Annotated in this window: 14 protein-coding genes; 3 read left to right on the forward strand and 11 right to left on the reverse strand. The window is 68.3% G+C overall.

The window, feature by feature from the left end:
• Positions 1–10 precede the first annotated feature (10 nt).
• Positions 11–1,114: a GuaB3 family IMP dehydrogenase-related protein gene (locus ACYVKA_RS01915; protein ID WP_460702551.1), complete on the reverse strand. Its 1,104-nt coding sequence runs from the start codon at positions 1,112–1,114 to the stop codon at positions 11–13.
• Positions 1,115–1,141: 27 nt separating this feature from the next.
• Entirely contained in the window at positions 1,142–2,674 is a 1,533-nt protein-coding gene (gene guaB / locus ACYVKA_RS01920) for an IMP dehydrogenase (protein ID WP_394275717.1), read from the reverse strand.
• Positions 2,675–2,786: 112 nt separating this feature from the next.
• Between guaB and ACYVKA_RS01925 the strand changes: the two genes are divergently transcribed.
• Positions 2,787–2,978, forward strand: coding sequence for a hypothetical protein (locus tag ACYVKA_RS01925; RefSeq protein ID WP_394275716.1), 192 nt, complete (start codon positions 2,787–2,789; stop codon positions 2,976–2,978).
• Positions 2,979–3,066: 88 nt separating this feature from the next.
• On the opposite strand, the gene ACYVKA_RS01930 is transcribed toward ACYVKA_RS01925, so the two are convergent.
• The 6 genes from ACYVKA_RS01930 to ACYVKA_RS01955 form a co-directional block, all read right to left on the reverse strand.
• A complete protein-coding gene (locus ACYVKA_RS01930) occupies positions 3,067–4,248 on the reverse strand; it encodes a mannitol-1-phosphate 5-dehydrogenase (protein WP_460702553.1) in 1,182 nt (393 codons plus the stop codon).
• Positions 4,245–6,233: a PTS mannitol transporter subunit IICBA gene (locus tag ACYVKA_RS01935; protein ID WP_460702555.1), complete on the reverse strand. Its 1,989-nt coding sequence runs from the start codon at positions 6,231–6,233 to the stop codon at positions 4,245–4,247. Before ACYVKA_RS01935 ends, ACYVKA_RS01930 begins: the two co-directional genes overlap by 4 nt.
• Before the next feature lie 235 nt (positions 6,234–6,468).
• Entirely contained in the window at positions 6,469–8,073 is a 1,605-nt protein-coding gene (gene groL, locus ACYVKA_RS01940) for a chaperonin GroEL (protein WP_460702557.1), read from the reverse strand.
• 186 nt (positions 8,074–8,259) lie between these two features.
• Positions 8,260–8,556 (reverse strand): co-chaperone GroES, encoded by a 297-nt coding sequence (gene groES / locus ACYVKA_RS01945; RefSeq protein WP_460702559.1) that lies wholly within the window; start codon positions 8,554–8,556, stop codon positions 8,260–8,262.
• Positions 8,557–8,728: 172 nt separating this feature from the next.
• Positions 8,729–9,889 carry a class I SAM-dependent methyltransferase gene (locus ACYVKA_RS01950; protein ID WP_460702561.1) on the reverse strand — a complete coding sequence of 387 codons (1,161 nt, stop codon included), beginning with the start codon at positions 9,887–9,889 and terminating at the stop codon, positions 8,729–8,731.
• Positions 9,886–10,374: an NUDIX hydrolase gene (locus ACYVKA_RS01955; protein ID WP_460702563.1), complete on the reverse strand. Its 489-nt coding sequence runs from the start codon at positions 10,372–10,374 to the stop codon at positions 9,886–9,888. Before ACYVKA_RS01955 ends, ACYVKA_RS01950 begins: the two co-directional genes overlap by 4 nt.
• Positions 10,375–10,739: 365 nt before the next feature.
• Between ACYVKA_RS01955 and ACYVKA_RS01960 the strand changes: the two genes are divergently transcribed.
• Positions 10,740–11,522: a CAMP factor family pore-forming toxin gene (locus ACYVKA_RS01960; RefSeq protein ID WP_460702565.1), complete on the forward strand. Its 783-nt coding sequence runs from the start codon at positions 10,740–10,742 to the stop codon at positions 11,520–11,522.
• A gap of 150 nt (positions 11,523–11,672) precedes the next feature.
• Complete coding sequence (locus tag ACYVKA_RS01965) at positions 11,673–12,203, forward strand: hypothetical protein (protein WP_460702567.1); 531 nt, start codon at positions 11,673–11,675, stop codon at positions 12,201–12,203.
• 69 nt (positions 12,204–12,272) lie between these two features.
• On the opposite strand, the gene ACYVKA_RS01970 is transcribed toward ACYVKA_RS01965, so the two are convergent.
• From ACYVKA_RS01970 to ACYVKA_RS01980, 3 genes are all read right to left on the reverse strand, one after another.
• On the reverse strand, positions 12,273–13,442 hold the full coding sequence (locus ACYVKA_RS01970) for a cobalamin-independent methionine synthase II family protein (RefSeq protein ID WP_460702568.1): 1,170 nt from the start codon (positions 13,440–13,442) through the stop codon (positions 12,273–12,275).
• A gap of 200 nt (positions 13,443–13,642) precedes the next feature.
• Positions 13,643–14,281 (reverse strand): response regulator, encoded by a 639-nt coding sequence (locus tag ACYVKA_RS01975; RefSeq protein ID WP_394276634.1) that lies wholly within the window; start codon positions 14,279–14,281, stop codon positions 13,643–13,645.
• The gene (locus ACYVKA_RS01980; protein WP_460702570.1) at positions 14,278–15,534 is read right to left on the reverse strand and encodes a sensor histidine kinase; all 1,257 of its coding nucleotides are present in this window, start codon (positions 15,532–15,534) and stop codon (positions 14,278–14,280) included. The genes ACYVKA_RS01975 and ACYVKA_RS01980 overlap by 4 nt, the downstream gene beginning before the upstream one ends.
• Positions 15,535–15,634: the final 100 nt, after the last annotated feature.

The following is a 15,634-nucleotide window of genomic DNA, read 5'->3' on the forward strand; positions in this document are numbered from 1 at the left end:
CACGGCGTGGTCAGCGCACGACCAGCTCGATGCGCTGGAACTGCTTGACGTCGGTGTAGCCGCAGGAGGCCAGCGAGCGACGCAGCGCCCCCACCAGGTTCATGGTGCCGTCGGGAATGTGCGACGGCCCCACCAGCACCTCCTCGAAGGTGCCCACGGTCTCGAAGTGCACGCGCTCACCGCGGGGCAGGCTGGCATGCCAGGCCTCCGCACCCCAGTGCCATCCCTTGCCAGGGGCCTCCGTCGCACGGGCCAGGGGCGCGCCGACCATCACGGCATCGGCACCGCAGGCGATGGCCTTGGCGATGTCACCCGAGCGGCCCACCGAGCCGTCGGCGATCAGGCTGACATAGCGTCCGCCCGACTCGTCCATGTAGTCGCGACGGGCCTCGGCCACGTCGGCGATCGCGGAGGCCATCGGCACCTCGATGCCCAACACGTCGCGCTGGGCATGGGCGGCACCGCCGCCGAAGCCAACCAGCACCCCGGCGGCACCGGCGCGCATCAGGTGCAGGGCGCCCTGGTAGGTGGCGCAGCCGCCCACCAGCACCGGCACCTCCAGGGTGCGGATGAAGCGCTTGAGGTCCAGCGGCTCCTCGGCCTGGCTGACGTGCTCCGCCGAGACGGTGGTGCCGCGGATGACGAAGAAGTCGACGCCCGCCTTCTCGACCACGCCGGAGAACTCACGCGCATTCGCGGGGCTCAGCGAGCCGGCGACGGGGACGTCGGCCTCGCGGATCTCGCGCATCCGCTCGGTGATCAGCTCCGCCTTGATCGGCTCGGCGTAGATCTGCTGCATGAAGCGGGTGGCCTGCACCTGGTCGGTGATGGCATTCAGCTCGTCGAACAGCGGCTGGGGATCCTCGTAGCGGGTCCACAGGCCCTCGAGGTTCAGCACCCCGAGACCGCCCAGGCGGCCCATCTGGATGGCGGTGGCGGGGCTCATCACCGAGTCCATTGGCGCGCCGATGATCGGGAAGTCGAACCTGAGGGCGTCGATCTTCCAGGTGAGGTCCACCATGTCCAGCCCGCGGGTACGGCGGGTGGGCACCATCGAGATGTCGTCGAAGCCATAGGCCCGGGTGGCGCGCTTGCTGCGACCGAAGTCGTACATGTTGATCCTTCGTCGGGATGGGGCGCGTCAGCGCGAGTAGTTGGGGGCGTCGGCGATGTTGGCCACGTCGTGCGGGTGTGACTCCTTGAGCCCGGCCGGGGTGATCCGCACGAAGCGGCCACGGTCATGGAGCTCGTCGAGGTTGCGGGCACCGACGTAGAACATCGACTGGTGCAGGCCACCGACCAGCTGGTGCACCACCTGGCCGACGGGTCCGCGGTAGAGGACCTGGCCCTCGATGCCCTCGGGGATCAGCTGGTCGTCGCTGGTGACGTCGGCCTGGAAGTAGCGGTCCTTGGAATAGGACTTCTTCCCGCGGCTGCTCATCGCACCCAGCGAGCCCATGCCGCGGTACTGCTTGTACTGCTTGCCGGCGATGAAGACGGTCTCGCCGGGGCTCTCCTCGCACCCGGCCAGCAGCGAGCCCACCATCACGGTGGACGCGCCGGCCACCAGGGCCTTGGCAATGTCGCCCGAGTACTGCAGGCCGCCGTCGGCGATCACCGGCACACCGGCGGGGCGGCAGGCCTGGGCTGCCTCGTAGACGGCCGTGACCTGCGGGACGCCGACACCGGCGACCACACGGGTGGTGCAGATCGAGCCGGGCCCCACGCCCACCTTGACGGCGTCGACGCCGGCATCGACCAGCGCCTGGGCGCCACCGCGCGTGGCGACATTGCCGCCGATGATCTGGACGTGCTGGGTGGCCGGGTCGCCCTTGAGGCGACGGATCATGTCGAGCAGCAGTCGTGCGTGCCCGTGGGCGGTGTCGACCACCAGCACGTCGACACCGGCCTCGATCAGGGTGGTGGCGCGCTCCCACGAGTCCCCGAAATAGCCCACCGCGGCGCCCACCATCAGGCGGCCATGGGAGTCCTTGGAGGCGTCGGGGTACTGCTCGGACTTCACGAAGTCCTTGACGGTGATCAGGCCGGTGAGGCGGTTCTCGCCGTCGACCAGCGGCAGGCGCTCACGCTTGTTCTGGCGCAGCAGCGCGGTGGCCTCCTCATTGGTGATGTCGTCACGGCCGGTGAACAGGGGCTGCGAGGTCATCACATCGCGCACCTTGGTGGTGGCCCACTGGTCGACGGGGGTGAAGCGCAGGTCGCGGTTGGTGCAGATTCCCAGCAGATGGTTCTCCTCGTCGACCACGGGCAGGCCCGAGATGCGGTACTGGCCGCACAGCTGGTCGAGCTCCTCCAGCGTCGCGTCGGGGCCGATGGTGACGGGATTGGTGATGCGCCCGGTCTGGGTCCGCTTGACCAGGTCCACCTGGTAGGCCTGGTCTGCGATCGACAGGTTGCGGTGCAGGATGCCCAGGCCACCCTGGCGGGCCATGGCGATCGCCATCCGGCTCTCGGTGACGGTGTCCATCGCGGCGCTGATCAGGGGCAGGTGGATCCGCAGGCCGCGGGTCAGCTGGGCGGTGGTGTCCACCTCGGAGGGGATGACGTCGGTCTCGCCGGGCAGCAGCAGGACGTCGTCATAGGTCAGGCCCAGGGGAAGGAACTTGTCCGGGACACCGGACCCGGTCAGGTCACTGAAATCGGCACTGGACACTACAGACCACCTCTTCGCGCTTGGGAGTGGACCCATCCTATCCAGGCCGACGGACACTTCCGCCGGGTCGCCTTGGGGCAGTCGCACGCCCGGGCCACGGTAACGGTCGGACTTGGCCCGCAGGTCGTCCAGCAGGTCGGTCATCAACTGGTTGTGGGCGGTCAGGTACACCCAACGGTGCACCGGCGGCTTCACCGACGACGCGGTGATCCGCCACAGCCGGGTCGCTCCCGGCGCGCTTCCCGGCATCGGCCTGGAGGGCAAGGCAGAGTTCCACGGCATCTTGGGCGAGCTGCACCAGTAGTGATCCGCCACCGTCCAACACAGGGCGATGGCCGCCCTCCAAATGAAGGACGGCCATCGTGTGTTCTGTTCTGCTCAGGCGGGCTGGCTCAGCCGCGCTGGGCCTTGCCCTGGCGAGCCACCTCGACCAGCTGCTCGAACAGCGGGTGCGAGGCATCCAGCCCGGTCAGCTCGGTCACCGCAGCCTCGGGGGTGTTGGCGGCGAGGATCTCGCCCACCTTCACCGACTCGGCATCCTCGGCGACGTCGAAGAGCATGGCGCCCAGCATGGCCTGCTGCAAGGCCTTCGACTCCATGCCGCGCTCGGCCAGCTCGGCAGCGGGGCCCACGAAACGCTCGTGGCGCGAGAGCTTGCGCAGCGGGGAACGCCCCACCCGCGTGGTCGTGTCGGGAAGGTCCTTGTTGGCGAAACGCTTGAGGATCTTGGTGACGTAGGCCTCCTGCACCTCGGGCTCGAAGCCGTACTTGGCCACCAGCAGCGCCTTGGTCTCCTGCAGCACCGCGTACACCTTGGCCTTGAGCTCCTCATCGGCCAGGACATCGGAGATCTTCTCGATGCCGGCCTCGGTGCCGAAGTAGGCGGTGGCGGCATGGCCGGTGTTGACCGTGAACAGCTTGCGCTCGATGTAGGGCGCCAGCGACTCGACGAAGGTGGCGCCGGGGATCGTCGGCAGGTTGCCGCCGAAGGCCGGCTCCTCGATCGCCCACTCGAAGTAGGGCTCCACATTGACGTCCAGTCCCATGCCCTCGGGCTGGTTGGGGACGATGCGGTCGACGGCGGTGTTGGCGAAGATCGCCTTGGACTCGATCTCCTGGCGGCCTCCAGAGTTGGCCGACACGTCCCCCGGCTGGTCGTCCAGGATGAAGACCTTGAGGTTGTCGGTGGCGTTGATCGCGTTCTCACAGGCCATCACCACGATCTTCGGGGCATCGGCGCTGCGGGCGTCGATGCCGGCGCGGATCGCGGGCGCGATGAACTTGAGGATGTTCGGGCCCACGGCGCAGGTGACGACGTCGGCCTCGGCGATCGCCTGGGTCAGCGCCTCGGACTCGGTGTTGGAGTTGAGGGCCTTGAAGCCAGTGATGACGTGGTCCTGGCCTCCCTCGCCGACCTCGTGCACCGTGTAGCTGTCGGCGGCCTTGAGCTGGTTGATCAGCGCCTGGGAGACGTCGGCGAAGGTCAGCTCGTAGCCGCCCTCGTCGAGCAGGAGGCCGACGAATCCGCGACCGATGTTGCCCGCACCAAAGTGCACGGCCTTCTTGGTGGTCATGCATTCACCTTTCCAAGGATCGCGACGACCTCGTCGGCCGAGGTGGCCTGCTCGAGGGCATCGACCGACTCATTGTTGGAGAAGATCTTGGCGAGCTTGCCAAGGATCTGCAGGTGCTCCTTGTTCTTGCCGGCGATGCCGACGACGAACTTGACCTCCTTGCCATTCCAGTCCAGCGGCTGGTCGAGGCGGATGAAGCTCATCGCGGAGCTCAAGATGTGTTCCTTGGCATCGTTGGTACCGTGCGGGATGGCCAGGAAGTTGCCCATGTAGGTGCTGACCGTCTCCTCACGCCTGTGCATCGCATCGACATAGGCATTGTCGACGGCACCACGGGCCACGAGCAGCTGCCCGGCCTGGGTGATCGCGTCGCCCTTGTCGAGGGCCTTCGCGCCGAGCTTGATGCTCTCGTGGGCCAGGATCTCGGCGCCGGGCGCGGTCTGGGCCGGAGCCTCCTCGACGGCGGCGGGCGCGGCGGCCACCGGGGCGGCCTGGCCGGTGCCGGAGCGCTGGGTGCTGATCATCTCCACGACCTCCTCGTAGCGGGGCGAGTTCATGAAGTTGTCCACGGTCAGCAGCGTGGCCGAGGGCACCTTGGGGGCCGCGCGGGTGGCCAGGGTCTCCTGGGTGACGACGATGTCGTAGTCGTCGGTCAGGTTGGCGATGGCGGCATTGGTGACCTTGATGTCGCCGTAGCCGGCCTCCTTGATCTTGTTGCGCAGCACCGAGGCGCCCATCGCGGAGGAACCCATGCCGGCATCGCAGGCGAAGACGATGTTCTTGATCTCGCCCTTGGGCGCGGCGGTGGTGCCGGCCAGGTTGCCGGCGACCGAGGACTTCTTGCCCTTCATGGACTCCATCTCGGCGGTGGCCTTGGACAGGTCGCCGTCGGACTTGTCGGTCTTGAGAATGGCGGCAGCCACCAGGAAGGAGACGACTGTGGCCAGAAGGATCGACAGGAGGATCTTGAGCAGGTCACCCTTGGCCGACATCGCGCCGATGGCCAGGACCGAGCCGGGGGCGGCGGCCGAAACCAGACCCGTCTTCAGCAGCATGTTGGTGGCGACGCCGGTGGCACCGCCGGCAATGGTCGCCAGCACCAGGGCAGGCTTCATCAGCACGTAGGGGAAGTAGATCTCGTGGATGCCACCGAAGAAGTGGATCAGGGCGGCACCCGGAGACGAGGCCTTGGCGGCACCCTTTCCGAAGACCATGAAGGCGAGCAGCACGCCGAGGCCCGGACCGGGGTTGGCCTCGAGCAGGAAGAGCATCGACTTGCCCGCGGTTGCCACTTCGGAGGCACCCAGCGGTGTCAGCACGCCATGGTTGATGGCGTTGTTGAGGAACATGACCTTGGCCGGCTCGATGAAGAGCGAGGTCAGGGGCAGCAGGTTGTTGCGCACCAGGACACCCACGACATTGGTCAGGATCGTCATCAGGCCGTGCACGAGGGGGCTGACCGCGAAGAGGCCGAAGATGGCCAAGATGGCACCCCAGATACCGGCCGAGAAGTTGTTGACCAGCATCTCGAAGCCGGCCTTCACCTTGCCGTCCCAGAGCTGGTCCAGCTTCTTCATGGTCCAGCCGCCCAGCGGGCCCATGACCATCGCACCGATGAACATGGGGTATCCGGGCACACCCACGATCACGCCGACCGTCGCGATGGCGCCGATGACACCGCCGCGGGTGTTGTTGTCATAGGCCATCTTGCCGCCCTGGAAGGCGATCAGGAGTGGCAGCAGGTAGTTGATCATCGGACCCACCAGGCCACCATTGGGCGTCTCGACGCCGCGAATGATGCTGGTGCCAAAGCCGCCGATCTGGCCGACCGGGAAGAAGCCCTTCTCGATGAACAGGGCGGTGATCAGACCCCAGGCGATCAGGGCGCCGATGTTGGGCATGACCATGCCCGAGAGGAAGGTGCCGAACCGCTGGACGCCGGCCTGGGTCGACTTCGTCCGCGAGACGGGAGCAGTTGTGGACATTGCGTCCCTTTCGACGAGGCGCGGTGCGCCGTGGTTGCTTCGCGATCTGGACGTCGCATCCTGCAGCTCCTGGGCAGCACCACTTTTCCAAGGCATGGGAACGTTCCAGATTTGGCAAGCGTAGGCCATCACCGCTCTGGCGCCACAGAAGCGGGCCAAAACGCCCGGAGGGGTTCCCACGTGGTGCCGTGGGAACCCCTCCGGGTGTTCAAGGGGAGCTCGCTCCCCCATCAGCTCAGTGCTGGTGACCGCCCTGCGCGTCCTCGTCCTCGGGCTTGTCCACCACGAGGGTCTCGGTGGTGAGCAGCAGCGAGGCGATCGAGGCGGCATTGGCCAGCGCGGAGCGCGTGACCTTGACCGGATCGATGACGCCGGCCTCGATGAGGTTGCCGTACTCGCCGGTGCGGCCGTTGTAGCCGTTGCCGGGCTCCAGCTCGGCCACCTTGCTGACGATGACGTAGCCGGGCTCGCCACCGTTCTCGGCGATCCAGCGCAGCGGCTCGACGACGGCCTTCTTCACCGTCAGGACGCCGACCTTCTCGTCACCCTCGAGGCCCAGACCGCCCTCGAGGACCTTGGAGGCGTGCACCAGGGCGGAACCGCCGCCGGCGACGATGCCCTCCTCGATCGCGGCGCGCGTCGCGGAGACGGCGTCCTCGATGCGGTGCTTGGTCTCCTTGAGCTCCACCTCGGTGGCAGCACCGACGCGGATCACGCAGACGCCACCGGCCAGCTTGGCGACGCGCTCCTGCAGCTTCTCACGGTCCCAGTCGGAGTCGGAGCGCTCGATCTCGGCGTGCAGCTGGGCCACGCGGCCCTGCACCTCGTCGGCCTCGCCGGCGCCGTCGACGATGGTGGTGTTGTCCTTGGTGACCAGGACGCGCTTGGCGCGGCCCAGCACCTCCAGGCCCACCTGGTCGAGCTTGAGGCCCACCTCGGGAGCGACGACCTGGCCGCCGGTGAGGATGGCGATGTCCTCCAGCATGGCCTTGCGGCGGTCACCGAAGGCCGGGGCCTTGACGGCGACGCTGGTGAACGTGCCGCGGATCTTGTTGACCACGAGGGTGCTCAGCGCCTCGCCGTCGACGTCCTCGGCCACGATGAACAGCGTGCCCTTGGCGGCGATGACCTTCTCCAGCAGGGGAAGCAGGTCGTTCATCGAGGAGATCTTGCCCGAGTGGATCAGGATGTAGGGGTCGTCGAGGACGGCCTCCATCCGGTCGGCGTCGGTGACGAAGTAGGGGCTCAGGTAGCCCTTGTCGAACTGCATGCCCTCGGTGAAGTCGAGCTCGGTGCCGAAGGTCTGCGACTCGTCGACGGTGATGACGCCATCCTTGCCGACCTTGTCGAAGGCGTCGGCGATGAGCTTGCCGATGACCTCGTCGCGGGAGCTGATGGTGGCCACGGCCGCCATGTCCTCGGTGGTCTCGATCGGCTTGGCGACCTTCTTCAGCTCGGCCTCGACGGCCGCGACGGCCTTGTCGATGCCGCGCTTGAGGCCGACGGGGTTGGAGCCGGAGGCGACGGCCTTGAGCCCCTCGTGGACCAGGGCCTGGGCCAGCACGGTCGCGGTGGTGGTTCCGTCACCGGCGACGTCATTGGTCTTGGTGGCGACCTCCTTGGCGAGCTGGGCGCCGAGGTTCTCGTAGGGGTCGGAGAGCTCCACCTCGCGGGCGACGGTCACGCCGTCGTTGGTGATGGTGGGGGCGCCGAACTTCTTGTCGAGCACGACATAGCGGCCCTTCGGGCCGAGGGTCACCTTGACGGTGTTGGCGAGGACGTCGACGCCACGCTCGAGCGAGCGGCGGGCCTCCTCGTCGAACTGCAGGATCTTGGGCATTCAAATACTCCTGTGGAGTGGAAGAACTGATGTGGTTCGCGCGCGGCCAGCACGGTGGCTGGCCGCGCGCGAGGAGTTGTCCTTACTCGGATCGCAGCGAGCCTGCGAGCGGTGCGCGATCCGAGCGCGGGGTTCGATCTGGAGCTCGCTCCAGAGTCGCTCGAGGGGGTCTGCTCCCCCTCGCGATCACTTCTGGACGATGGCGAGGATGTCGCGGGCGTTCAGGAGCAGGTACTCCTGGCCGTCGTACTTGACCTCGGTGCCGCCGTACTTGCTGAAGACGACGACGTCACCCTCGGCGACGTCGAGCGGGACGCGCTTGCCCTGGTCGTCGAAGCGGCCGGGGCCGGTGGCGACGACCTTGCCCTCCTGGGGCTTCTCCTTGGCGGTGTCGGGGATCACCAGGCCCGAGGCGGTGGTCTGCTCTGCTTCCAGCGGCTGGACGAGGACGCGGTCCTCGAGCGGCTTGATCGTGGTTGCCACGTCAAACCCCTTTCTGACTAGTACGCCGATGATTCGGCGAGGATCTTCAAGGTCATGGCAGCCGGGGCGTCGTCGCGGGTGCCGCCGACGGCTGTTTGGCACTCAACACCGTCGAGTGCCAAGAAACACGTTATCCCTGTGCTGGCACTCGATCAAGCCGAGTGCCAGCAGTTCAGGGGGTGAGTCGCTTACAGGCCAGCACGCGGGTGCCGTCGACGGTCGGCGTGATCACCAGCGTGGCCTGGTTGGGACCCTTGGGCTGCAACTGCTTGCGCAGCTGTGCCGGGTCGACGTCGACGGCCCGCTTCTTGATCTCCAGGGTGCCGACGCGATGCTCCCGCACCCACGCCTTGAGCACCTTCGGATTGAAGGGGAGCTCGTCGAGCACCTCGAAGCAGGTGGCTCCGGGATGGGTGACCGGTTCGTCGCTGGACAGGTAGGCCACCTCGGCGTCGAGCAGCCAGGTGCCCTCGGACAGGGCATCGAGGGCACCGGCGCGGGTGACGGCACCATTGGCCTCGATCAGGTGGCGACCGGGGGCGGCGACGTCGAGCTCCCGGCCGGCGGCCTCCACCCGCAAGCCCTGCGGGAGCAACAGAGCGGCCCGCCCGGCCTTGGCCTGCGGGGTCTTCCACAGGGAGCACTCGACGACGTCGTGGCCGTCGGCCATCCACAGCGCCTCGACCTCGCCGGGCACGAGGTTGCGTGGCACGCCCGGCCCCAGCTTGACTACGGTGGAGTGCCGCCCCGCCAGCAGGTCCATGACGAAGGCCCACGGCGGCGTGAAGGCCGCCACGTCCCAGGTACGGCCGCGCTCGGTACGCCTTGCCGGGTCGACGAAGGCACAGGTCTCCGGCCCCGCCCCGGCCAGCAGCTCGGATGCCAAGGCGACGGCATCGCCTTCGATGACCCTCGCGCCCGACAGGTTCGCCCGTGCATGTTCGGCGGTGACGGGGTCCAGCTCGACGGCCACCACGTCCAGGCCCACCTCGAGGCAGGCCAGGGAGTCGGCACCGATGCCGCAACCCAGGTCGACGACGCGGGTGACGCCCTCCGAACGCAACCTCTCGGCGCGCCAGCGGGAGACCACGGGCCGGGTCGCCTGCTCCAGCCCGTCCGCGGTGAGGAAGAGGGTGCTGGCCTGGTCGCCGAACTTGGTACGGGCCCGACGACGCAGGCTGGCCTGGGCAAGGGCTTCGGCGGCCAGTGCGGGGGCGGCGATGGTACGCAGCCGGCTCGCCGCGGCGAGCGAGGCCGGATCGTCCTCCCGCATCGCCGCCTCCAGTGCCACGGCCCCCTCGGGGGTGTGCAGGCTGCTGTGGGCAGGGGTCACAGGGTGCTCACGCTCCAGCCGGTGGGGCGCCCGTCCTGGTAGGGCAGGCAGCCGTGGAACTGGGTGATGGACTGGTCGAAGACCAGCGGCAGGAAGTGCCGATCCCCCTCCCACATGGGGAGCCGGTCGAGCTCGTCGATCCGTTCCCAGCTGAGGCTCCCTTCCTCATTGTTGCCGGGAACCTCGCCGGTGAAGGAGTCGACGACGAAGATGAATCCGAAGTGGTCCTCGCCCTTGCGGCCGAAGCCGGGCCAGCTGACCGTCCCGCGCAGCCTGAGGGCGTCGACCTCGATACCGGCCTCCTCGCGCAGCTCGCGTCGCACACAGGCCACCACGTCCTCGTCGCGTTCCACCTTGCCGCCCAGACCGTTGTACTTGCCCAACTGCTCATCGCCGGGGCGGGCGGTGCGATGCACCATCAACACCCGCTCCCCGTCGGGATGCAGGACGAAGGCGAGGGTCGTCAGGATCGGGGTCAGCGGCATGCGACGAGCCTACCGGGAGGCGCGTTGACAGGTGCGGAGGAAATGGTCAAGCCGAATTCCCCGGTGCGGGAATTGGGATTGAATGCAGTGCACCCGACGATCTGAGGATGCCCGATGGAGCGGACCGCCAAGAGTCCCACGAATGAGTGTCACCCGTTCACGTGACATCCTGGGATCGAGCTGAGAAAAGCTTCCTGACTAGGCGCTGAAGAGGTTGACGTGCGAACCACATGGCCAAAGTGGGGACGAAATTCACCACTCCGCAGCCGGAACTGTATTCCTGAAAGAGAATTGACAGAAATTCTGGCTAGCCTCAGGATCGTCCACCACGGGCACTCACCCACTCCCTCGATCCAGAAGCATCCATGAAGCGTTCCATCCTCGTCGTCCCGGCCCTCGGCGCCGCCCTGCTGGCCCCGGCGCTGCCCGCCGTCGCCGCCCCCGCCCCGGCACCCGCCAGCCAGACCAGCGCCGCGCTGCAGGAGGCCGAGCAGTCGCTGGCGCTGGTCGACGCCCGCATCGCCGAGCTGTGTGGCCTACAGCAGACCAACAACCGCATCCCCGAGGTGCAAAAACCCGAGGTGGACTACCGCACCGAGATCCGTGACCTGCTCAAGACCGCCTTCGAGTTGCGCGGCACCATCAAGGCGATCGTCGCCGGCCGCGTGCCCGCCTTCGACATGGCCACCGTCAAGCCCCGCGTCGAGCTCTTCCTGCTCACCTCCAGGACGATCCACCGCGCCACCACCGAGCTCACCACCAAGGTGGACACCACCCACATCGAGCTCGGCTTCTGCATCACCCTCGCCGTGCTGCGCCTGATCAACCCCACCGCCACCGTGGAGATGATCAACGAGAGCAAGCAGGACGTCCAGGCCACCTTCGATCGCGTCTCCACCTACCCCGACCTGCAGCCCACCGACCGCGCCACCATCTACGTCAAGAACGCCCTCAACACCAAGATCTGGGAGATCCGCATCAGCCGCGACCGCAACCTGCTGGTCAAGAACCCCGCGGGCTACCGCCAGGTGAACCGCCAGCTCACCCACGCCGTGGGTGTCTGGTTCGACGCCGGCGCCACCGTCGCCGAGGTGCAGGCCGAGATCGCCGCGCTGGAGGGCGTCCACGGCAAGGCCCTGACGGCCTGAGCCCTGCCGCACCGAGCGCCAAGAATTCCTTGAGAATTCGGGGCATCATCTGACGACCGACCTGCCGCGGGTGGACCGTAAGGCTGTCGGAATCCTCGATGACGAAGGATTCCGGCAGCCCTCGCTCCCCCGTCCCAAAAAGGTCCTTCCATGCGCACTCGTGCCCTGGCCGTCCTGGCCGCACCCGCCCTGGCCCTGGCCACCACCGTCCCGGCCCAGGCCAGCTGGGTTCCCGTCACCCCCAAGGACGGTGGCAGCGTCCAGGCCCAGGCCGTCTCCTTCAAGAACCACCCCGGCTCCTCGCCGATGAAGCAGGTGCGCTCCAGCCTCCTGAGCTGTCGGGGCACCGTCATCAGCAGGACCGTCGTCAAGGACGGGGGCAAGCCGGCCGGTGAGCTGACCGTCTACGCCCAGCCGGCCCGCAACACCACCGCGGTGGCCTGCTTCAAGCACGTCGGCACCACCAAGGGAAAGCGACTGCCCACGAGCGTCGCGCTGGTCTCGGCCAAGGGCCCCACGGCCAAGCCTGCGGTCGAGGTGGTGGCCAGCGGCAACTTCGTCAGCTACGCCGGCCCGGTGGGCATCAGCAATGTGAAGGGCGCCTGCGTGCAGGCAGCCGGCGTCATCAAGGTGGGCAAGAAGGCAGTGCTGGCACAGTCGCCGGTGCTGTGCGACCGATGAGCGCCTGAGCACGAGCAACGACGAGGGGGAGGCCGTGACGGCCTCCCCCTCAGTCCTTACAGACGGCGATCAGCCCTTGCTGGCGATCTGGGCCCCCTCGACCAGGGCGTCGAGCTTGGCCCACGCGATGTCGGGGTGGATCCGCCCGCCCAGGCCACAGTCGGTGGAGGCGATCACGTTCTGATCCCCCACCAGGTCTGCGAAGCGACCGATCCGCTGCGCCACCAGCCGCGGGTGCTCGACGATGTTGGTGTGGTGGGTGACCACACCGGGCAGCAGCACCTTGCCCTCGGGCAGCGCGACATCCTTCCACACCTGCCACTCGTGCTCGTGCCGGGAACCCGCCGCCTCGAAGGTGTAGTACTTCGCGTTGATGGTGAGCATCAGCTCCGCGAGCTCCGCCATCGGGAAGTCGGTGGTGTGCGGGCCATTCCACGATCCCCAGCACAGGTGGAAGCGCACCTGCTCGGCCGGGATCCCCTCCAACGCCGTGTTCAGGGCCGCGACGCGCTTGGCGGTGAAGGCCAGGTAGTCCTCGACGCTCGGCTCGGGATCGATCTGGTCGAAGTTCTCGGCAATCGACGGGTCGTCCACCTGCACGACCAGCCCGGCATCAGTGATCGCCTTGTACTCCTGGTGCAGCACCCGCGCCCAGGCGTCCATGAACTCCTCGTCGTCGGCGTGGTGCGAGGAGCCGATCCGGCTGGCGGCGCCGGGGGCGATCGCGCACAGGAAGCCGTCGGTGGCCCCGGCGGCCTCCATCGCGTGGCGCAGGTTGCTGACGTCGGCGGCCACGGCCTGCTGGCCGATGTAGTCGATCTCGGCGACGGCCTGCGGACGTTGGCGGGTGGTGGGGTGCACGGCCGAGGCGTCGTCGTAGACGGCCCGGAAGATCTGGCGGTCGCGACGGTCGTTCATGCCGGTGAGCACGATGCCATCGGCGCCGGACTTGGCCACGCGCGTGTCCCAGACGTTGTCGGGCCGCAGTTCCAGGCCACTCGTGCGGTCGAAGGAGTAGGTCCACCAGCTGCCGAAGTCCTGGCTCTGCGTGGTGGCGTGGCCGTACTCACCGTCATTGACGACGTCGATGCCGATGCTGCGCTGCTTCGCCACGACCTCGTCGACGGCGTCGGTGAGTTGCTCGGCAAATCCCGTGGGGTCGTCCATGCGCATCGCATTGGCCTTCAGCAGCGCCCCGGTACGGGGCAGGGAGCCGACGTGGGTGGTGCGGATGGACATGGCTGGCCTTTCTTTCGATGAATTGCCAGCCTATCGATCATCCAAGGGGTGGACGGAAGCGTCCCACCTGCCGGGGCTCGGCCAACCCCGTCCACAAACCACACTGAGAGGAGGCCTCAGTGCCGCATCTGCACCATCGGCCACCCAGAATGTGGTTTGTGGACGGCCTGGCTTGGTCACCGCCGGCCACCCACCCCGGCTCAGGCGAGCCCGACGCGATGCGCCCAGACCACCAGCTGCACCCGGTCGCGCAGCCCCAGCCGGGTGCAGATGCGTCCCAGGTGGCTCTTCACCGTGCTCACCTCGATGTGCAGGCGCGCGGCCAGCTCGGCATTGTTCAGGCCCTCGGCCAGGGCGGCCACGAGTTCCCGCTCACGCAGGGTCAGCTGCGCGACGGCACCCGTGTCCACGGGTGGCCGGCGTCGGGCGAACTCGGCGATGACCCGTCGGGTCATGCGCGGCGAGACCAGCGCCTCCCCCTGGGCCGCGACCCGCACGGCCTCGACCAGTTCCGACGGCTCGCAGTCCTTGAGCATGAAGCCCGCAGCTCCCGCCTCGAGGGCGCCGAAGAGGTACTCGTCCAGGTCGAAGGTGGTTACGACGACCACGGCTGGGCCGTCGGGAGCGCCGGTGAGTTCGCGGGTGGCGGCCAGCCCGTCGCCGCCCGGCATCCGCACGTCCATCAGCACCACGTCGGGCCGCAACTCCCGCGAACGGAGCACGGCCTCGGGTCCGGAGCCGGCCTCCCCCACCACCTCGATGCCGTGCTCGTCGGCCAGGAACCAGGACAGGCCTCGGCGGACCATCGGCTGGTCGTCGACCACCAGGACCCGGATCATCCTTCGACCTCACCGTCGGTCTCGACCTCGGACGGGGAGACCGGCTCGTCGAGACCCAGCTCGGCGAGCACCCGCCAGCCGCGTCCGTGCGGCCCGGCTTCCAGCCCCCCGCCGAGCAGTTCGGCTCGTTGCCGCATGCCGAGGATTCCCCTCCCGCTGCCCTCGAAGTCCTCGGGCAGCATCGAGGATGCTCCGTTGACCACCTGCACCCACAGGCTGCGCTCCTGCTGCCAGATGTCGATGGTGACCGGTGCCCGGGTTGCGTGGCGGTGGGCATTGGTGAGCGACTCCTGGACGATCCGGTAGGCGGCCAGCGACACGGCCGGCGGCACCTCGTCCGAGTCGATGCTGAGCAGGATGTCGGGATTCACCCGGCGGGCATGCTCCACGAGGGCGGGGATCTCGTCCAGCGTGGGTTGTGGCACCAGGGGTGCGTCCTCGTCGGGATGGCGCAGCACGTCGACCATCTGGCGCAGGCTGGACTGGGCCGCCTGGGTCTGTTCGACGACGCCGTCGATGAGTTCCCCGACGGCCTCGGGACGCTGGGCACCGGCCTTCCGTGCGGCCTTGGCACCGATCACGGCGGCTGTGGTGTGGTGGGCGGCCAGGTCGTGCAGCTCCCGGGCGAGCCCCTCGCGGTCGGTGCGCAGCGCCTCGGCCAGGCGACGATCGGCCTCGGCCGCGGCAGCCTCGGCGACCCTGACCGTCTCCTCCGCCTCCCGCAGCTGGTGGCGCACGACGGCCCCGGCGACGATCGGCAGCAGGGTCCACGTGACCTGGCCGGGGACGGACTGGAGGAACATTCGTCCCCAGCTGCCGAGGGTGGCCTCCACCTCGCCGGTCTCTCCGGACTGGTCGAGCATCTGGCGATAGCCCCACACCTGCGCGCCAGCGGTGAGCAGTGCCACGAGCACGCCGAGCGACAGCGCCAGCCGCGCCGGAGCCCTGCGTCCCAGGTGGTAGCCGGCCACCGTCACCAGGGCCCCGCTGACCATCCCCCAGCTGTCGGGGCGGGAACTGAGCCCCACCATCACTGCCTGCAGCAGGAGGTAGCAGACCACCGGCCAACCTTTTGTGGCGAGGAAGAGCACCAGCAGCCCGGCCGCGACGGGCAGGGCGGGCCATGCCGCGCGGACGACGTCGGGGCCTGCGCTCATCTGCGCCAGACCGGAGACGATCCCCCACAGCCAGGCCAGGACCGCGGCCCAGCCGATGGGCGACAGCAGGGAGCGCAGGGGGCGTCGAGTGGTCATGGGCCAATCCTGTCCCTGCACGGGTTCTGTTGGCATCCGCCCCGGGCACGAAGACGGCTTGCCACTTTCGTTGCAATTGCATTGTCACGCAACCTAGTTA

The organism is Luteococcus sediminum, from assembly GCF_054783495.1.